Genomic DNA, 21772 nt, shown 5'->3' with positions numbered 1-21772 from the left:
CTTCCCTAATCCGATTGCAAAAATAACGTAATATGGTAAATTGTGCTTATTCGTTGAGGTTTATCGGGTTGTAAGTTTGTGCAAACGATTGCGGTTTCTTATCTTTGTCCGGACCTTTAATGAATATAACCTTGAGTATGTACAAATATATTCTTTTTGTTTTTATACTTTTACAGACTGTCCTTCCTTGCCATATGTGGGCACAGAAGCCCGATTACCGGTTGTTTCAGAATATCAGTTTAGGGACAGAGGCATCTGTCATCAGCTGTTTTCTGCAAGATACACAAGGACTGATATGGATAGGTTCGGATAAAGGTCTGTTCAGCTATGACGGCTATTCCACCCAACCGCATTTCATTTTTGGCGAACGTAGCAATACGCGTATTTATTGCGGAGAAGTAGTAGACAGTACCTATCTTTATCTGGGAGCAGACAACGGGTTATTGATATACAATTACCGGACAGATACTTATGAGGAACCGGGAATTGATTTTCCGACGGACATCCGTACACTGGTGATGTACGATGGGTTGCTGTGGTTGGGCACACTGAACGGGCTGTATACGTATCATCCACAGACCCGTGAGATTTCTTCCGTAAAAGAAGGTATCCCTCATCAGACAATTTACTCTCTTATCCATTCTTCAGACCATCAGCTTTACATTGGTACCTATAATGGCTGTTGCCGCTATACATCCGTTACCGGACGTTTTGAAATGATAGAACTACCTGCTAGCAGGAATAAAAGTAATCTGTTTGTAAACTCTTTGTTGGAAGATGCGGTGAGGAAATGTATTTGGATAGGTACGGAAGGATGTCTTTTCAAATATACTCCTGCCGACGGGCAAATACAGAGAATTGATGCTTTTCATGACAATTCTGTCAAATCAATGGCTTTGGATGGATATGGGCAATTGTTGGTGGGGACAGACAATGGACTGTACATATACGGAGAAGATTCACCTTTACAGCATATCGTGCATGATTCGCGGAACCTCCAGTCACTGTCCAACAACATTGTATGGACTGTTTATGCGGATTGTGAACGGAATATCTGGCTGGGGACGGACTATGGCATATCCATGGCACGTTGTAAAGAGACATTACGCTATGTTCCCATATCGCGGATTACCGGGACGGGGGAAGGAAACCAGTTTTATTCCATGTTGCGTGATGTGCATGGTAATTTTTGGTTTGGGGGAACAAATGGACTTATCCGTTTCACGTTTTCTGAGAAGGAAAGGCCGGAAGGCCGGGTGCCGGGAAAGGGCAGGGATGTTACCTGGTACAAGATGGGAGATAAGAATTTTCCTTTGACCCATAACCGGGTACGACAGTTGTATGAAGACCGGGACGGATACCTTTGGGTGGCAACAGACGGGAGCATCAGCCGCTATGATGAGGAAAGCCGCCAGTTTATACCTTATAGTATAGTAGACAGTACCCGTCGCTACAATACTAACTGGGCATATGGTCTTTTCGAAGACAAGAATGGAAAGTTATGGGTAGCTACTTGTTTGGGCGGTATTTTTGTCGTGGACAAACATAAACTGCTGCATGCCTCTACACACCCATATGTAGCCGAAGGAACCTATTCCATACACAATGGTTTGTCGGGTATGTTCATCAACCAGATGGTTCCCGACAGTGAAGGAAATGCACTGGCCCTGCTCAGTAGTGCCAACAGTGTTGAGAAAATAAATTCTTCTACCAATAATATTACCCATATTGCTTCAGGAGAGTTCAAGGAGGGGCAAAGGCCCAATTTTGTCTTGTGTGCCGAGGATGGTTGTATTTGGATTGGCTTTCCCGGTGGAGTAATGCGTGTGGAGCCTTCGGATAATAGGGTAAAGGTTTTGCCGTTCGATGCTTTCAATCATTATGAAGTGCTTTCCATGATAGAGGCTGAAGGAAAGATATGGATATCCACTACTGACGGATTTTGGGTGGCAGACCAGCGGACATTGGAAGTGCGACGCCTGAGTATTGCCGACAAACGTTTTACCAGCTTGTTCTTTGATAGGAAAGAGGGTGAACTATACTTGGGCACAGCGGATGGCTTTGCCATTTCCTCCCCGGATGCATTGCTGGCGGAACATCCGGAACGCCCGTTATTGCTGACAGCCCTTTATGTGAATAACCGGCTTTATTTGCCCGGTTCGGAGAAAAACTGCCGGAGCATCCGTCTTATGGAACAGATAAACTTGGAGTACAACCAGAATAATCTTGCTTTTGAACTGTCGGATTTGCCTTACTCGCTGGAGGAGAAAAGCAGGATTGTATATCGTCTGGAAGGGGTAGAGCGTGAGTGGACTCTTCTGGCTCCCAATACCAACCGCATCATTTATAATAATCTGGATTATGGAAACTATCGGTTAATGGCAAGTAAGCTGGATTCCTATGGCAAACCCTTTGAACAAATATATAGTCTGGATGTCCATATCCTTCCACCATGGTACTATACTTCGTGGGCGAAGGCATTTTATATGCTGTTATGCTGCGCTTTGATTGTTTGGACCATTCACTTTTTCCGTGTGAAAAACCGCTTGAAGCTGGAACATTTGGAAAAGGAGAAGATTTTGGAACAGTCGCGTGCCAAACTGGAATTCTTTACCAATCTTTCCCATGACCTCAAGACACCTTTAAGTATGATTATTGCCCCTATCAGCAGGATGTTGCCGGAAATTAGGAATCAGCAGGAGAAGAAGCAGCTCGAATTGGTTCAGCGCAATGCCATGAAACTGAATTCATTGATTCATCAAGGGCTGGACTTGAACCGGGTGGATAGCGGCAATAGGACTTTATTGATTTTATCACAGATAGAACTGGTCTCTTTTGCACGTGATTTGCTTGCACTCTATACAGAAGGAAAAATGAAGGAAAAACAGCTCGCTTGTGAATTTCGGACGAATCGGGAACAACTATACATTCAGATGGATGCCATCAAGTTGGAGTCTGTTTTGGATAATCTGCTTTCCAATGCTGTAAAATATACGCCGGAAGGCGGAACCGTTACTCTTTCTTTGGATGCTCCCGAAGGTGGGAGGGAGGTGTATATTTCTGTGGCAGATACCGGTACCGGAATACCAGTTCAGGACCAACCGTATATTTTCCAGCGTTTCTTCCAATCATCCAAGACTGCGGGAAAAAATGAGGGAACTGGAATCGGACTTTATTTGGTGAAAACCTATACGGAATTGCATGGTGGCAATGTTCGGCTGATGTCAGAGGAGAATGTTGGTACTACGGTAACCCTGACTTTGCCGGTTGTGAATCAAGAGCAGACAGCTCCGGTAGGGGTACCTGATTCATCACCGGATATTCTTTCACCGGATGCTCCTCTTGTATTGATTGTAGATGATAATGCGGAAGTGGCGGAATTCATTTACCAGATTCTGCATGCCAAATATCGCTGTCGTGTGGCAGAAAATGGCAAATCCGGATTGGAGCTTGTCATGGAATTGCTGCCCGATTTGATTGTTTCGGATGTAATGATGCCTGTAATGGATGGGTTAGAGATGGTACGGCGTTTGAAAAAACATATCCCTACATCCACCATCCCGATCATTCTGCTGACGGCTAAGAGTGATAAGGAGACAGAACTTGAGAGTATACAGTTACACGTTGATACCTTCATAGCCAAACCTTTCGAGCCGGATATCCTGCTCTTGCGGGTAGAGCAGTTACTCTCCAGCAAGCAGACTCATGAGGCCAAGGCGCGTATGGAGGTACTTGCTACTCCGAAAGCGATAGAGGCCGTTTCGTATGACGAGAAATTTCTGGCAAATGTCACCCGCTTGATAGAAGAGCATATTTCGGATTCCGAGCTGAATGTGAATACTCTTTGTGACTGGGCGGCGACCAACAACAAGCAGATGTACCGCAAACTGAAACAGCTGACGGGAATGACCCCTGTGGAATATATCAAGTCCATCCGCATGAAAAAAGCAGCCATGTTGTTGCAGCAGAAAAAGTTTACAGTGGCAGAGGTAATGTATATGGTAGGCTTTTCCAATCACTCTTATTTTTCTAAATGTTTTCAGGCAGAGTTCGGACTTCCCCCTAAACAATACGCGGCAGAATAATGCCGCTTTTACAAGGACAAACCCTCATCAGAATATATCTGGTGAGGGTTTGTCCTTTTTTTATCCTCTTATGTCCGATATCTGCTTTCGGGGAAAATGATGTTGCTCTAAATTTGCCGGTGAAAGGCAAGACTTGAATTTGATAGCGGAAGAATAGACTCCTGGTTACAGATACTTTCTTACGTACAAATATACAGATAATTGATATTGTTAACTTTAATTTATTGAATGCATGAAGCAAGTTAATCTTAGAATCTATCGGATGATTCTGCCCTTAATCCTAGGGCTATTCTTGTCAGTAGGCACTTATGCACAAAGCATCACTGTGAAAGGGCATGTTAAAGATGCCCTGGGTGGAGTGATAGGTGCAAGTGTAGTAGAAAAAGGAAATACCACAAACGGGACTATCACCGATCTTGACGGTAATTTTTCACTGAATGTACCCAAAGGTTCTACTTTGGTAGTTTCTTTTATCGGTTATAAGACTCAGGAGGTGGTTGCAGCTTCCAGTGTAGTCGTGACCCTGCAGGAAGACAGTGAATTGTTGGATGAGGTTGTGGTCATCGGTTACGGTGTGGCTAGGAAAAATGATTTGACCGGGTCTGTAACGGCAATTAAACCGGATGAAATGAACAAGGGGCTGACGACATCTGCCCAAGACATGATGCAAGGCAAGATTGCCGGTGTCAGTGTTGTTAACAATGGTGGTGAGCCGGGTGGCAGTGCCACTATTCGTATCCGTGGCGGTTCTTCATTGAATGCCAGTAATGACCCGTTGATTGTAATTGACGGACTTGCCATGGATAATTATGGAGTGCAAGGAATGTCCAATCCATTGGCTTTGGTGAATCCGGCTGATATAGAGAGTTTTACTGTGTTGAAAGATGCTTCGGCTACAGCTATTTATGGTTCCCGTGCCTCCAATGGCGTTATCCTGATTACTACTAAGAAAGGACAGAGTAACTCTAAACCCCGTATTTCTTATAATGGTAATGTGTCCGTCAGCATGGTTACGGACAAACTGGATGTACTGAATGCCAAAGAGTTCATGAAACTTGTACAGAACACATATGGTTATTCTGATGAAGAGTTTCTGGCGAGTGCGGAATATCAGGCATTAGGATATATGAATGCTCAGGGCGAGCATCTTTTTGCCGATACCGACTGGCAGGACGAGATTTATCGTACGGCAGTCAGTACCGACCATAATATCACTGTTTCCGGTGGATTGAAAAATATGCCTTATCGTGTTTCCCTGGGCTACACCAATCAGCAAGGTATCCTGAAAACATCAAGTTTTGAGCGTTATACGGCCAGTGTGAATCTTTCCCCTTCTCTTTTTGATGAGCATTTGAAGGTTAACTTCAACGCAAAGGGCATGTATTCTGTGACAAGCTATGCCAATACCGATGCCATTGGAGCTGCCACTTCAATGGACCCTACCAAGCCGGTTTATGGCGGGACGGAATTTTATGATAAAAACTTTGGTGGATATTGGGAATGGCCCGAAGCAGTAGACTGGAAAGATTCTGAATGGGGATACAACATCAATACTTTGGCTACGGCCAATCCCGTCGGGATGCTGAATAACCGTTCGGATAAAGGAAAGTCAAAAGTGCTGATGGGGAACATTGAACTGGATTATAAGATTCATGGTTTCGAGGATTTGCATTTGCATGTTAATGGTGGTATGGATGTGGCAAGCGGCAAGTCCAACAAGAATTACAACCGTTTTGACCTTGACAATTATTATTATGGACGTGTCGGTTGGAATACACAAGATACATACAATTTGTCATTGAACATGTATGCACAGTACATGAAGGACTTCGGGAAAGCGCACCATTTTGATATCATGGCCGGTTATGAATGGCAGCATTTCCACAAAGAGACAGATTACTATTATTATGGAACTTACCCTGATACGAACCTTGAACATGCCGGTGAAATCTATAATCCGTCAGAAAATACACTCTACAAGACGGAGAACTATCTGGTTTCTTTCTTTGGCCGTATGAACTATTCTTTACTCGACCGTTATCTGCTGACCTTCACCTTGCGTGATGATGGCTCTTCCCGTTTCTCTAAAAAGAACCGTTGGGGATTGTTCCCGTCCGTTGCATTGGCATGGAAGGTGAAAGAGGAGGGTTTCTTGAAAGATGTGGATGCTGTTTCCGATTTCAAGTTTCGTGCAGGTTATGGTATCACCGGACAGCAGGAAGGCATTGGCGATTATACCTATTTTGCTTCATATACCCCCAATTCGGAAGGAGCATATTATCCAGTTTTGGGTAATGGCATCACTTACCGTCCGGATGCCTATAATAATGACTTGACCTGGGAAAAGACCACTACTTATAACATTGGGGTTGATTTGGGATTCCTGGACAACAGAATCACTGCCAATTTTGATTATTACTATCGCAAGACGAAGGATTTGATTAATGATGTTTATGTAGCTGCCGGTTCCAATTTCAAGAATAAGGTGACGAGCAATATCGGTTCACTGCATAATAAGGGTTTTGAATTTGCAGTGACATGGAGAGCCATTCAGCAGAAGGATTGGCGTTGGGAGTTGGGATTCAATCTGACACACAACACTAATGAAATAGACGAGCTGGTGAAGAGTACAGGTGACAAATACATCATTCGTCATGGAGGAATTGCCGTTGGTGATAGTGGTTCCAATGGAATCAAGGGATATTCCGTAGGCGAAGCTGTCTCTGCCTTCTACACCTATCAGCAAGTCTATGATGAGAAAGGCCAGCCGATAGAGGGCGAATTCGTAGACCGTGACAATAATGGCATCATCAATGACAACGACCGTTATTTCTATAAGAAATCAGACCCGGACGTATTGATGGGACTTTCCTCGAAATTGATTTATAAAAATTGGGATTTTAGTTTCTCGCTGCGTGCTAGTCTGGGTAATTATGCTTATAATGCTGTTGAATGTAGCCGTTCTGATTTGTCGGTTACCGGTATTTATTCGGGCAATGCATGGCACAATGTGCCTCAGATGTCACTGGCCAAGAACTGGAAGAAAGTGGATGCCCTGGATGCCCTTTCTGATTATTTCATCCAGAATGCCTCTTTCTTGAAGTGTGACAACATTACGCTGGGCTATTCTTTCGACAAATTGTTCGGGCAGAAAATCAGCGGGCGTGCTTATCTCACGGCCCAGAATGTGTTTACGATAACCAAGTACAAAGGTCTGGATCCTGAAATCAACGGTGGATATGATGGCAGTATCTATCCTCGTCCTCTGGTGGGAATTTTCGGACTCAGCCTTAATTTTTAATCCTTTAAAACTAAGAATAGTATGAAATTCAACAATATGAAATCATTAATTCCGGTTGCTGCCTTTACACTTATGATAGGGTTTTCGTCTTGTGTGGGAGATTTGGATGTAAAGCCTATCAATCCGCAGCAAACCATGACTTTGGATCAAAATGCTCTTTTTAACAAGATATATGCAAGTTTCTGTTTGACCGGACAGACCGGCCCGAGCGGTAATGCGGATATTGACGACATGGACGAAGGACGTTCAGAGTTTTTCCGCATGGCATGGAACCTGAATGAGCTCACTACGGATGAGGCACACTGGATATGGCTCACAGATACCGGTATGGATGAAATGCTCCACAATTCTTATGGAGCGAGTGCCGCATTCTCTATCGGACTATATTATCGTCTTTATTTTACTGTCACGTTGTGTAACTTTTTCTTGGAGCAGATTCCGGATGATGGCGGGACGTCTTCCATGCAACGTGCGGAAGTCCGTTTTATCCGTGCTTTACAGTATTATTACATCATGGACTTGTATGGTAACGCAGCATTTACGGAAGAAGTCTCTTCTGAATTGGCAGAACGCTATACACGTACCCAGTATTTCGATTATATTGAGAAAGAACTGAAAGAGTGTGAGGCTGATATGGCAGAACCGGGACAGAATACTTATGGGCGTGTTGACAAGGTAGCTGCATGGAATTTGCTGGCCCGTCTCTACTTGAATGCTGAGGTTTATACCGGTACTGCCCAGTGGCAGAATGCCATGGATTACGCAGAAAAGGTGATAAACAACGGGTATTATCATCTGTGTACGGAGGGAGCTACCAATCCGGTGACTGGTGAGGTTTATTCCGCCTATCAGATGCTTTTCCTGGCAGACAACAATACGAATGGGGCACAGTATGAAAACATTTTTCCGATACTCTTTGACGGGGTTACTACAAAAAGCTATGGTGGGATGAATTTTCTGGTTCTTGCCACTTATAATTCAACAATGGATGTTACGATTCCTTCCGGCACGAATTGCAGCTGGGGAAAGTGCGCCCGGGTCCGCAAGCAATTGCTTGACAAGTTCTATACGGCAACTCCTCCTTCGGGAAAGACGGTTGCGGAAATGACAGCTCCGGCCAATGATGACCGTGCTCTTTTCTATGGTGACGGCTTTTCCGCTTCCATTAAAGACGAAACGGATGCGACTGCAGGTTTTGCATGTGTGAAGTTTCGTAATGTCCGTTCGGATGGACAATCCAATCAGGTGGTCGATTATGTAAATGCGGACCTTCCTTTTTTCCGTGTTGCTGAGGCTTATTTGATTTATGCAGAAGCTTCTACCCGTTTGAACGGGTCTAATACGGATGCAAAGGAGAAAATCAATGAACTTCGTTCCCGTGCCAATGCTGCCCAGAAGAATCTATATACGTTGGATGATATTTGTGATGAGTGGGCGAGAGAATTCTGGTTTGAAGGCCGCCGCCGCATGGATTTGATACGGTTCAATAAATATGCCGGTCAGGCATCCTATAAATGGGAATGGATGGGAGGCACTTATGAAGGTGCGCAATTCAGCAATATCAGAGCGATTTTTGCGCTTCCTGAAAACGATTTGGCGAACAATTCCAACTTAATTCAGAATCCGGGTTATTAATCAAAAAAAGAACAGAATATGAAAAGATATTTATTCACTTTGTTGTTGGCGGGATTGGCGATGTTCACTGCATGTACAGATGATAGAGACTCCAATCCGACAGTACAGCAACCCAGTACTTTCGAACTGAATATGCCTGCCTTAGGAGGCGGTGTATATGACTTGGCTAACACAGACTCCATTAGGTTGACCTATGAACAACCAGACTATGGTTATACGGCTCCCGTCAAGTATTATGCGCAGATTTCTGTCTCCGGTACCTGGAATGACGCCACTTCTGCAGAAGCGGATGACGCTACATATATCGAAATGGACGGCTCTGTCACAGTATGTGAGTTTGGTGCGGCGGCTGATTTGGTGAACAAAGCTATCATGAAATTGGGCAATTATACTGACCCGAGCCAACTGCCTGCTGAAGGGATATCCTTGTACGTGAGAATGAGGGCAAGGCTGAATGCCGGTTACGAGTGCTATTCAAATGTCATAGAACTTTCTGTTGCTCCCTATTATGTAGCTTTGGTATCAGCTGCTCCGGAACTGTGGTACTTGATTGGAAGCTGTATCGGTGATGGTTCTTGGGGAAGCGAAGTAGGTACGGGAGTCATTCCATTGTCACCGGTGGAAGGTGCCAAGTATGATGATGTTACGGGTAAGGGAGAATTGACCTATACCGGTTACTTCCCGTCCGACAAAGGTTTCAAGATTGTAAGGGTGCCCGGTGAGTGGGATGACCAGTGGGGAGCTGATGGAGGTGACTTCAACAAACCGCGTCTCAAGGATGCCGATGGTGAGGGAAGTGATTTTTATGTTCCTGCCAGTGGATATTATAAGATTTCCTTGAACACGAAAGAGAACACTCTCTCCATCGTTGCCACTGATGAACCGAAAAATGTTTATGATGGATTATTGATTTCCGGTGACTTCAACGGTTGGGGTACTGATACGAAGATGATTCCCGTAAATACGGTTGAAGGTGTGGTCAATCATGTCTGGAAGTATGAGTTGGATGCGACAAGTGGAGATACCACGGCAAAATTCTTATATGCTGGATGGACCCCCAACTGGGGAGCTTCCACTTTCCCATATGGATTCGGAGTGAACGGAGGTGCCAATATTCCGGTAGTTGCCGGCAAATACGTAGCTATCCTGAATGACATTGACGGTTATTATCATTTCTTCAGCAAATAATTAATGAAATAATAAGGTAAGATTCGATATGAAGAAAAAAGTATTGTTTTCAGGAATTCTGCTGGCTTTCCAAGTTTTGTTGGGGCATGCCCAGCAGCGTCTTTTGGGGGGAGATATTTCTTTGCTCCCCTCTTACGAGGCGGCAGGAACTGTATATAGAAATGCAGTTGGAGAGCCGGTTGCTCCCCTTGACTTTTTCAAGGAACAAGGTTGGAATGCTGTTCGTGTACGGCTTTTCGTTGAGCCTTCCAAAGCCTCCGCGGAGCATAAGGGAGAAGGAGTATGCCAGGATTTGGATTACGTAACCAAATTCGGACAACGGATAAAGGATATGGGTTATCAGTTCATGCTCGACTTTCATTATTCCGATACATGGGCTGACCCGGGGAAACAGTTCATGCCGGACTGTTGGCTGGATGCCGAAACGGCCTCATTGCCTGACAGTGTGTACCGATACACTAAAAACACCCTTCGGTCTATGGTGGAAGCCGGTGCATGTCCCGATTTGATACAAGTAGGAAATGAGATAACGAATGGGATGATGTGGCCTGCTGCCAAAGTCGATCCGTTGGGAAGTGATAACTGGGATTTGTTAGTGAGACTTTTGGAAAGTGGCGCCAGGGCTTGCCGTGAAGTCTGTCCCAAAGCAAAGATAATTATCCATACCGAGAAAGCCGGCGAATGGAATAAAACCAAGACCTACTACAATCGTCTGCAGCAGCTTGATTATGATATTATCGGACTCAGTTATTATCCTATGTGGCACAAGGCGGTGGGGGTACTTGCCGCTACGCTCGATTCTTTGGCAGTCCACTTCCCGAATAAGGAGGTGATGATAGTGGAGACTGCAGCTTATTATTCGCACGAGAATGACAGATGGGCAAAAAGTGCGGACGAATATTCCGAGTTTTATCCGGTCAGTGCAGAAGGGCAACGTATCTTCACTCGTGAGCTGGTAGCTGAACTGCGCCGTCATGCCAATGTAACCGGGCTGTTCTGGTGGTTTCCCGAGGAGAATGCCAGTGGCAATACTGTGACGGAGGGATGGTTGAACCGTGGACTCTTTGATAACCATACGGGAAAGGTGCTTCCGGCAATGGAAGAGCTCAGACGGTTTGTACAGCCGATTGACCGTTGATTTCAAATTATTGGGAACCTCATCCCTTAGTAAATGTGCTAAATTATTATATTTGCGGAAATAATTAAGATAACGCCATGAAACACATGAAGTTTTTGACTTTCTTTTTTTGTATTGCCTTTGCTGTATTTGCATGCAGCAGCAATAATGAGACAGACCCCAACGCAGGTGGACTTCCCGATAAGGAAGAGCCTCTTACTACGGACTTTGCTAAAGGTGCCGACATAGGCTGGTGCACCGAATATGAATCCAAAGGATACGACTTCTACAATGCTAAAGGCGAGAAGCGTGAATGCACGGCTTTGATGAAGGAGCTGGGACTCAATGCCATCCGCATCCGTGTATGGGTAGACCCGAGCGACAACTGGTGCAATACTGCCGACGTGGTGGTGAAGGCCCAAAGAGCCAAAGCGCTGAATATGGATGTGATGATAGATTTCCACTACAGTGACTGGTGGGTAGACCCCGCCCAGCAGAATAAACCTGCCGCATGGGTTGGTAAGAATCTGGCGGACTTGAAGAAAGCTCTCAGCGACCATACGGTGAGTGTGCTTCGGGAACTGAAGGCGGTCGGTGTCACTCCCAAATGGGTGCAAGTGGGCAATGAAATCCGTCCGGGCATGCTGTGGGATAAAGACAAGGCTTTGAGCGGCGCATCCTATGACGTGAAGGAATCCGACTTGAAAGATGCTCCGGCAAACGCTTCTTCCGAGGTGGTATATCCCATGAATTGGGCCAATCTCGGCGCATTTATCACTACCGGATATGATGCCGTGAAGTCGGTCTGCCCCGATGCCATCGTCATTGTTCACCTGGACAACGGATGGGACAATGGTTTGTTCAACTGGTTTTTCGACGAACTGAAGAAGAACGGAGGCAAGTGGGATATGATAGGTATGTCACTCTATCCTTACTGGTCGCGCGATGCCAAGCCGGAATATACAGCGGCTGATGCCGTTATTACGGACTGCATCAAAAATATCAAAGCGGTAAGTGCGAAGTATAACTGTGATGTGATGGTGGTGGAAACCGGTATGGAGTGTGCCGACGACAAAGGGAACCTGGCAAGTGCTTCCGTACTGGCAGAAGGGAAACGCCAACTGGCCCGTGTCCTGAAAGAGTGCAAAGAGAATACTGACGGACGCTGCAAGGGTGTGTTCTACTGGGAACCGGAATGCAGGCCGAACCAATATCGGCTGGGGGCATTCACTGAAGACGGCCGCCCCACTGTGATAATGGATGCTTTTAAATAATTATATTAACAAAATCTTTTAAAGAAGAATGAGAAAGACAATACTTATCTTTTCCTGCTGCGCCTTTTTTGCCTTGGCGGCAATGGCGCAGCGTACAGAAGCATTGTTGGAAAAGAACTGGAAGTTCACCAAGGGAGATGTTCCCGAAGCAACACAAACAAATTTCGACGACAGTAAGTGGGAAACAGTGACCATTCCTCATGATTGGGCCATCTTTGGTCCGTTCGACCGCAACAACGATTTGCAGGAGGTAGCGGTTACGCAAGACCTTGAAAAGCAAGCTTCCGTAAAGACCGGGCGTACCGGAGGGTTGCCTTATGTGGGTGTCGGTTGGTATCGTACGGCTTTTGATGCTCCTGCCGACAAGCAGGTCACTCTGGTTTTCGATGGTGCTATGAGTGAGGCTCGGGTCTATGTCAATGGGAAAGAAGCTTGTTTCTGGCCTTTCGGATATAACTCTTTTCATTGCGATGTTACCGGTTTGCTGAATGCCGACGGTAAAAACAATGTGCTGGCTGTCCGTCTGGAAAACAGGCCCCAGTCCTCCCGTTGGTATCCGGGGGCGGGATTGTATCGCAATGTCCGCCTAGTTACTACGGAACGTGTCCATGTTCCAGTTTGGGGTACACAGCTCACCACACCGCATGTTTCTGCTGAATACGCTTCCGTGCGTCTGCGTACTACAATACGGAATGCCGGTGATGCGGATGTTCGTATTTCTACTGATATTATTGCGCCGGACGGTAAGATAGTAGCCCGTAAGGATAATAGCCGGAAAATTAATCACGGACAGCCATTTGAGCAGAATTTTCTGATAAATGCTCCGTCTCTGTGGTCCCCTGAGACACCTTATTTATATAAGGCAGTATCTAAGATTTATGTAGATGGCAAACAGACTGACGAATATACCACGCGTTTTGGTATCCGCAGCATTGAGATTATAGCTGATAAGGGATTCTTCCTGAATGGTAAGCACCGTAAATTCCAGGGGGTATGCAATCACCACGATTTGGGCCCGTTGGGTGCGGCTGTCAATGTGGCTGCTCTTCGCCGTCAGTTGACATTATTGAAGGATATGGGATGTGATGCAGTCCGTACCTCCCACAATATGCCTACACCCGAATTGGTGGAACTCTGTGACGAGATGGGCTTTATGATGATGTTGGAACCTTTCGATGAATGGGATATTGCCAAATGTGAGAATGGTTATCACCGCTATTTCAACGAATGGGCAGAAAAGGATATGGTAAACATGCTGCATCATTATCGGAACAATCCTTGTGTGGTAATGTGGAGTATAGGAAATGAGGTTCCTACCCAATGTAGTCCCGAGGGCTACAAAGTGGCTTCTTTCCTGCAGGATATTTGCCATCGCGAAGACCCTACACGCCCCGTTACTTGCGGTATGGACCAGGTGACTTGTGTGCTTGCCAACGGGTTTGCGGCAATGATTGATGTACCCGGTCTTAATTATCGGGCTCACCGTTATGTGGAGTCTTATGAGACTCTTCCACAGAATATTGTGCTCGGTTCGGAGACGGCTTCCACTGTAAGTTCTCGTGGTGTCTATAAATTTCCCGTACAGAAGGGTGCCAGTGTGATGTACGATGACCATCAGTGCTCCGGTTATGATGTGGAGTGTTGTTCCTGGTCGAATCTTCCCGATGAGGATTTTGCTTTGGCTGATGATTATGACTGGACAATCGGACAGTTCGTCTGGACGGGCTTTGATTATTTGGGTGAACCTTCTCCTTATAGTACGGATTCCTGGCCCAGCCACAGCTCCGTTTTCGGTATCATAGACTTGGCAAGCCTCCCCAAAGACCGTTTCTATCTGTACCGCAGCCTATGGAACAAGCAGGCAAATACCCTGCATGTCCTTCCGCACTGGACGTGGCCGGGCAGGGAAGGGGAGAATACTCCGGTTTTTGTTTACACCAGCTATCCCAGTGCCGAACTGTTCGTCAACGGAAAGAGTTATGGCAAACAGCGGAAACTTACTGCTGATGAAAGCCGTGCTTTGGAAGGTCAGGACTCCCTTGCTTTGCAGCGTCGCTATCGCTTGATGTGGATGGATGTTCCTTATGAACCGGGCGAAGTGAAAGTGGTAGCTTATGATGCTTCCGGTAAGCCTGCAGAAGAAAAGGTGATTCGTACCGCTGGCAAGCCCCATCATCTGGAGCTGGTTGCCGACCGCACCCGCTTGTCTGCCGATGGTAAGGACCTGGCATATATCACAGTCCGTGTCGTGGATAAGGACGGTAACCTTTGTCCGGCAGACAGCCGCATGGTAAACTTCTCGGTGAAGGGTGCCGGAAAATATCGTGCTGCTGCCAATGGAGATGCTACCAGCCTCGATTTGTTCCATCTGCCCAAGATGCCGGCTTTCAGCGGTCAGCTGACGGCTATTGTGCAGAGTGGCGAGCAAGCCGGTGAGATTGTGTTTGAGGCAAGGGCTAAAGGATTGAAGTCCGGAAAGCTGGTACTTTATACTTCAGAGAAATAAATAGCACTATTTGCTTCCACTCTACCACACCTGCTCTGTAACTCTTTGTTCATCGGTATTTGAAGTGCGGTGGAAGCAACAGAAAAAGGTGGAAGCAAATTTTGCTTCCACCTCTGTTTTTAGGGCCGACATGATGTTAACTTGTTGTAATGTAACAAGTTAATATCATGTCGGCCATTTTGTTAATATCGTGTTAATGGCATATTAATATTGTGCAGACACGTTATTCATATCCTGAAAGTATGTTGCTTGGTTTATACATGCATGGCATTTCTTCAGTAAAAGCTTTGTGTTTCTTTTGTTTTGTCTTGATGTTGTGTAGTGCTTAACGGTCGTAAAGCGATTTGTTGACGGCCGTAAAGCGATCTGCCAACGGCCATCAACAAATCGCCTAACGGCCGTTAGGCGGTGAAAATCTCTGTACTTCAGCAGAATAAACATATATGTTATGTGCAAGAATACCACATGTAGAGTGGAGAGAAGCGCTGTATTATGATATATCAAGTGATTTTTCTATCTTGTGCAACCGCATGCAATCGTTTGCACTGTTCGTTTCCCACATTTTACACTCTCTTTATACTTTACTAAAGTAATAAAGCATATTTTTGTTGCGTCATGCTTTGGGTACTTGAAAGACGTTGGAAAGCGAAAGTACGAAAATTATTTTTCGAATAATATATATAGGTAATTAATATTGTTAACTTTAATTTATTAAATGCATGAAGCAAGTTAATCTTAGAATCTGTCAAACGATTCTTACCCTAATCTTAGGGCTATTCTTGTCTGTAGGCGCTTATGCACAGAACATCACTGTGAAAGGGCATGTGAAAGATGCCTTGGGTGGCGTGATAGGCGCGAGTATAGTGGAAAAAGGGAATGCTACAAATGGTACTATTACCGATTTGGATGGTAATTTCTCATTAAATGTTCCGAAGGGTTCCACTTTGGTTATTTCTTTCATCGGTTATAAAACTCAGGAAGTGGCTGCGGCTCCCAGTATCATCGTAACTTTAGTAGAAGATAGCGAATTGCTGGACGAAGTTGTTGTTGTGGGCTATGGCCGCACTAAGAAAGATGACTTGACTGGTTCGGTTACTGCTATTAAACCGGATGAACTCAGTAAAGGTATCACCAACAATGCGCAGGATATGTTGGTCGGTAAAGTTGCCGGTGTGGACGTTATCACTGCGGGAGGTACCCCGGGCGCCGGTGCGCAGATTCGTGTACGTGGCGGTTCTTCTCTGAATGCTTCTAATGACCCGCTGATTGTAATCGATGGTTTGACTATCGATAACGAAACTCCGAAAGGCATGAGTAATCCTTTGGCGATGGTCAATCCGAACGATATCGAGACTTTCACCGTTTTGAAGGATGCTTCGGCCACTGCCATCTATGGTAGCCGTGCATCCAATGGCGTTATCATCATTACTACGAAGAAAGGTAAGAGCGGATCTGCTCCCAAAGTATCCTACAATGGTGACATGACCATCTCTATGGTCCAGAAAAAGTATGATGTGCTTGATGGCGATGAATTCCGCGATCTTATTAATAACATGTGGGGCGACAAAGCCGGTGAAGTCGGTATGGGCAAGGCCAATACCGACTGGCAGGACTTGATTTTCCGTACAGCCATCTCTCACAGCCACAATGTATCGGTGTCCGGCGGTTTGAAGAACATGCCTTACCGTTTGAGTGTGGGATATAATTCTTCTGACGGTATCGTCGAAACCTCTTGGATGCGTCGTGCCAATGTCGGCTTGAGCCTTTCTCCCTCTTTCTTTGACAATCATCTCAATTTGAAGATTAATGCCAAGTATATGTACGAAAAAGACCGTTATGCTGATGCAGGCGGTGCGATAGGAGCAGCCCTCTCAATGGATCCTACGCAGCCTGTTTATTTCGACGCTGATGATGAGCGTGCTCCTTTCTTTGGCGGCTATTTCCAGCATACGCAGGCACCCAAGGACCTCAATCCCGAGTGGAAATATACTAATAACCCCAACGCTCCCCAGAATCCCTTGGCTCTGCTGATGCTCAAAGAAACGAAAGCTGTAGCCAATGACTTTACGGGTAATTTTGATGTGGATTATAAGGTACATGGCTTTGAGGATTTGCGTCTGCATGCAAGTTATGGAGGTCAGTACACAGAGAGCAAGCAGGACGATATAACTTCTAAATATGCTTATAGCCCCAACTACTACGGTTGGAACGGCGTGACTCAGACTTATAAATATAGTATCACTGCCAATGCTTATGCCCAGTATGTGAAAGAAATCGGTGCACATAACTTTGACATTATGGTTGGTGGTGAAGAGAGCCATTTCCACCGCAGTGGTTATGACTACGGGCAGGGTACCGACCCTTACAATGGTGAACCTCATGACGCTAAGCTGAGAGAAGAACAGGCATGGGCCACTCACAGTTCTTTGGTTTCTTACTTCGGCCGTTTGAACTATACTTTACTCAACAGATACATGCTTACGGCTACGTTCCGTGCCGACGGTTCCTCTCGTTTCTCTGATGACAACAGATGGGGTTACTTCCCTTCAGTGGCATTGGCATGGAAAATCAATGAAGAGGCATTTATGAAAAAGCTTACCTGGTGGAACGAGTTTAAGCTTCGTCTGGGTTGGGGTATGACCGGTCAGCAGGATATCAAAACTGACTTCGGTTATGAAACTCATTATACTTCAAGCGACTCTTTTGCCCAGTATCCCTTTGGTGATACTTACTATGGTACAATGCGTCCATCGGCTTATAACCCCGACTTGAAGTGGGAGACTACTACTACTTATAATGCTGGTTTCGACCTCGGCTTTTTGAACAACCGTATCACTGCTAATATTGATGGTTACTATCGTGAAACGAAGGATTTGCTGAACTCCATCACTATTCCTGTTGGTATGCAGTTCGGTTCTCAGTTGACCAAGAATATCGGTTCGTTGAAGAATTATGGTGTGGAATTCTCCATCAATGCAAAACCCATTGTTACAAAAGATTTCACTTGGGATGTAAGCTATAATGTCGCTTGGAATCACAATGAGATTACCGACTTGGTAGATGGTGAAGTAGGCTATTATGCATGGGCCGGAGATAAAATCGGTCGTGGTAACAATACTTTGATCCAGGCCAATACGGTAGGTGAATCTACTAACTCATTCTTTGTATATCAGCAAGTATATGACGAGAATGGCAAACCCATTGAAGGTATGTATGTGGACCGTGACGGTAACGGACGTATTGACAATGGTGACCGCTATTTCTACAAGAAACCCTCTGCCGATGTCATCATGGGCTTTACCACTAAATTCCTCTATAAGAATTGGGATTTGAGCATGTCTTTCCGTGCTTCCCTCGGTAACTATGTTTACTATGACTTTTTGTCCAACCGTGCAGTGGTCAGCCAGTCTGGTCTGTATTCCAACAGTGCTCTGCACAACTCTACTCCCGAAGCTGTGGCATTGGGCTTTACAGGTGTAGGAGCCGGCAACGACAACTATTTGAGTGACTATTTCGTACGTAATGCTTCCTACTTGAAGTGCTCCAACATTACTTTGGGATATTCTTTCCCCGCACTGTTCAAGGTCGCAGGTCATGAAACATGTTCCGGCCGTGCATTCGTTACTACTCAAAATCCATTCATTATATCCAAGTACAAAGGTATCGACCCTGAAGTGGCAAGCGGTATCGACTCCAATCCTTATCCACGTCCTTTCAGTATTCAAATTGGCTTGAGCCTGAATTTCTAATCCGTTAAATGTATATAAAGATGAAACATATATTTTTGAAAACAGCCCTTGCCGCCCTTCTGATAGGTGGAGTGGCAACGTCGTGTATCAACGACTTGAATATTTCGTCCATCGACCCGCAATCCAGTTCGTCTTATGAAGATATGGAATTGCTGGCGAAAGTTTACAGTACGCTGGGCCTGACAGGGCAAAAAGGTCCTGCCGGTAGTGGCGATATCAGTAGTGATGAAGGTGAAAGTGGATTTTACCGTACTACATTCAATTTGCAGGAACTCTGTACTGATGAATGTCTTTGGGCTTGGCAGACTGACACCGATATTCCTCAAATCACCAATATCGACTGGACGGCTTCATCTCCTCGTGTGCAATGGACATTCCAACGTTTGGCATTTGATGTGACACTTTGCAACTTCTATCTTACTAACACTGAAGATAAGGCTGATGACCCCAATTACAAACTTTATCGTGCTGAGGTTCGTTTCCTGCGTGCTCTTCATCTGTGGTATTTCCTTGACCTTTGGGGCAAAGCTCCTTTCAAGACTACATACGACATTTACGAGTTGCCGGTAGAGAAGGCCGGTAAAGACCTTTACGACTGGATTGACCAGGAATTGACCGATATAGAACCGCAGCTTGCTGAAGTGGGTGAGTTCAATAATTCCGCCAATTTTGGCCGTGCCGACAAGGGAGCTGCTTATATGCTTCACGCCCGTTTGGCCTTGAACTCGGAGGTTTATACTAAAGGTGCCGTGAAAGATTACCAGAAGGCTATCGACTATTGTAACTTGCTTGATGGAAAATACGAGCTTTCTAAAGCAGAGAAGAATGGCTATACCGGCTACGAACAGGTATTTATGGCCGACAACGATCAGAACGTACAAGCCATGAAAGAAATCATTCTACCCATTCGCCAAGATGGTGCCAAGACAAAGTGTTATAGTGGTGCCAACTATTTGGTAAGTTCCACTCGTATCCCCGGAATGCCCTATATAGGTACTTCCAACGGCTGGAGTTGTAACTTCTCTCGTGCTGCTTTGGTTAAGAAATTCTTCTCTACTATCGAGGATTGTCCGCTTGCTACTGAGGCTGCTCCCAAAGATGCTACCGAAGCTGATATTATTGCGCTTGATAAGGCGGCAGGTACTACAACCAAAGATGTGCAGGCGAAAGCGAATGATGACCGTGCATTGTTCTATTCCGGTTGCGGTGGCGGACTCCGCAAATTGCAGGCCGATCAGATTGCAGGCTTCAATTCCGGTCTTTCTATCGTGAAATGGAGCAATATCCGCACAGATGGTGCAGCCACCTCACACAATGAATTCCCTGATGTGGACATTCCTTTGATTCGTTATGCCGAAATGTATCTGACCCGTGCCGAGGCTAAGTTCCGTTTGAGCGGTGACCCACAGCAGGCTCGCGATGATATTAAAGTTTTGCGCGACCGTGCAGGCGCTTCTACTCCAGCCACCATCACCGAACAATATATCATTGACGAATGGTGCCGTGAGTTCTATATGGAAGGCCGTCGTCGCAGTGACTTGATTCGTTTTGGCCTTTTCACAGGTGATGGGTACCTCTGGGATTTCAAGGGTGGTGTAGCCGAAGGCAAGAGCGTGGAAGATTTCTTCAACGTGTATCCTATTCCGGCTGATGACATCAATGGTAATAAGAACTTGACTCAAAACCCGCGTTACTAATAGAATAATTGTCGAATTTATTAAAATCGAAACAATAATATGAAAAAAATATTGTTAAGAATGTTGCTTCCCGTCCTTGCATTGGTGTTGGTCACCTCTTGTGAGAAGGATATAGATAGCAATCCTACATTCCACGAAAATACTACAGGATTTGTATTGAATATGCCTGCCAACGCAGCCAATAATGTATTGGACTTGCTGACTGCCGATGAACTCACTTTTACTACCAGCCAGCCGGATTATGGTGGTATACCTTTGAGCGTTAACTATGATGTGGAGATTTCCTTTGACGATTTTAGCGCAGAAGAACCTGTGTATAAGGTAGTGACAAGTTCCACTTCTACTTCCATCAAAGTGTCGGGCAAGAGAATGAACGATGCTGTAGTTACTATGTTCCAGGATGCTAATGAAGGTGTGGAATATCCTTCTAACGAGGTGAAAGACCTTTATGTGCGTTTGCATGCTAACGTGAATAAGTTGGAGTTGGGCAGTTGCTACTCTAACGTAATCAAACTGCAAGTGAAGGCTACCTATCAGGCCCCGAGCATCACGTTGCCCGAAAAGTTGTTCATTGCAGGTTCTGACATTGGTGAAGCTTGGAAGACTTGGAAGCCGTTTGCCGGTGTGTTCGGTCTGGACGGTAATTATTTTACAGTGGTATATATTGCCGACGGAGGCGCTTTCAAATGGGGTACTTTCGCTGAACAATGGTTGGGCTATGCCGATGTGAAGACTTACGCTGACGAGGCCGGAGCCGGAATCTCGGATGATGGTGGTAACATCAAGTTTGCAAAAGGTGGCTGGTATACACTTTGCTTCAAGGCTAAGATTAACGGTGAAGCCATTGACTATACTCTGACCGTATATCCTGCGGCTCTTTATATCATTGGTAATGCTACCGGTGGATGGGATGAAGCAAGTCCTGCCTTGCAGTTGACGGCTCCTGCCGATGGTAGTGGCATTTGGGTGTCTCCGGCATTTGTAGGCGGAGGCGAAATGCGCGCTTACGTAAAAGCTGGTACGTTCGAGTGGTGGCGCACAGAGTTTACACTCTTCGAAGGTAATGTATTCTGGCGTAATCTCAACATTCCTGACAGCTGGGCCAACGACAAGGGCTCTGATTACAGTGTGGTTCCTGCTGCAGGCCAGAAGCTGTACGTCAAGTTCGGTACTCCGGGTGTAGATGCCAACGAAACGGGTGAGGTGAAATAACCTGAATG

Annotated in this window: 10 protein-coding genes; all 10 read left to right on the top strand. The window is 45.6% G+C overall.

From position 1 onward, the window contains the following. The first annotated feature begins 137 nt into the window (after positions 1 to 137). On the top strand, positions 138 to 4085 hold the full coding sequence (locus DWZ03_RS14630; RefSeq protein WP_120130376.1) for a two-component regulator propeller domain-containing protein: 3948 nt from the start codon (positions 138 to 140) through the stop codon (positions 4083 to 4085). Between the two features lie 232 nt (positions 4086 to 4317). Next, a complete protein-coding gene (locus DWZ03_RS14625) occupies positions 4318 to 7386 on the top strand; it encodes a SusC/RagA family TonB-linked outer membrane protein (RefSeq protein WP_034528579.1) in 3069 nt (1022 codons plus the stop codon). Positions 7387 to 7407: 21 nt separating this feature from the next. After that, on the top strand, positions 7408 to 9021 hold the full coding sequence (locus tag DWZ03_RS14620; RefSeq protein WP_009036575.1) for a RagB/SusD family nutrient uptake outer membrane protein: 1614 nt from the start codon (positions 7408 to 7410) through the stop codon (positions 9019 to 9021). Positions 9022 to 9039: 18 nt separating this feature from the next. After that, entirely contained in the window at positions 9040 to 10209 is a 1170-nt protein-coding gene (locus tag DWZ03_RS14615; protein ID WP_009036576.1) for a SusE domain-containing protein, read from the top strand. 28 nt (positions 10210 to 10237) lie between these two features. Then, positions 10238 to 11347: an arabinogalactan endo-beta-1,4-galactanase gene (locus DWZ03_RS14610; protein WP_057089222.1), complete on the top strand. Its 1110-nt coding sequence runs from the start codon at positions 10238 to 10240 to the stop codon at positions 11345 to 11347. A gap of 77 nt (positions 11348 to 11424) precedes the next feature. Next, positions 11425 to 12600: an arabinogalactan endo-beta-1,4-galactanase gene (locus DWZ03_RS14605; RefSeq protein ID WP_120130312.1), complete on the top strand. Its 1176-nt coding sequence runs from the start codon at positions 11425 to 11427 to the stop codon at positions 12598 to 12600. A 28-nt stretch (positions 12601 to 12628) separates the two neighbouring features. Continuing rightward, on the top strand, positions 12629 to 15106 hold the full coding sequence (locus tag DWZ03_RS14600; protein WP_098032305.1) for a glycoside hydrolase family 2 TIM barrel-domain containing protein: 2478 nt from the start codon (positions 12629 to 12631) through the stop codon (positions 15104 to 15106). Between the two features lie 719 nt (positions 15107 to 15825). Beyond that, on the top strand, positions 15826 to 18855 hold the full coding sequence (locus tag DWZ03_RS14595) for a SusC/RagA family TonB-linked outer membrane protein (RefSeq protein WP_098032304.1): 3030 nt from the start codon (positions 15826 to 15828) through the stop codon (positions 18853 to 18855). 20 nt (positions 18856 to 18875) lie between these two features. Then, positions 18876 to 20552, top strand: coding sequence for a starch-binding outer membrane lipoprotein SusD (susD, locus tag DWZ03_RS14590; protein ID WP_165859864.1), 1677 nt, complete (start codon positions 18876 to 18878; stop codon positions 20550 to 20552). Positions 20553 to 20591: 39 nt separating this feature from the next. Further along, positions 20592 to 21764, top strand: coding sequence for a SusF/SusE family outer membrane protein (locus DWZ03_RS14585; protein WP_009036583.1), 1173 nt, complete (start codon positions 20592 to 20594; stop codon positions 21762 to 21764). Positions 21765 to 21772: the final 8 nt, after the last annotated feature.

The organism is Bacteroides sp. AF29-11 (genome assembly GCF_003602895.1).
GTDB classification, from domain to species: domain Bacteria; phylum Bacteroidota; class Bacteroidia; order Bacteroidales; family Bacteroidaceae; genus Bacteroides; species Bacteroides uniformis.
Note: the sequence above shows the minus strand (reverse complement) of the source record. Positions and strands in the feature narration are given on the sequence as shown.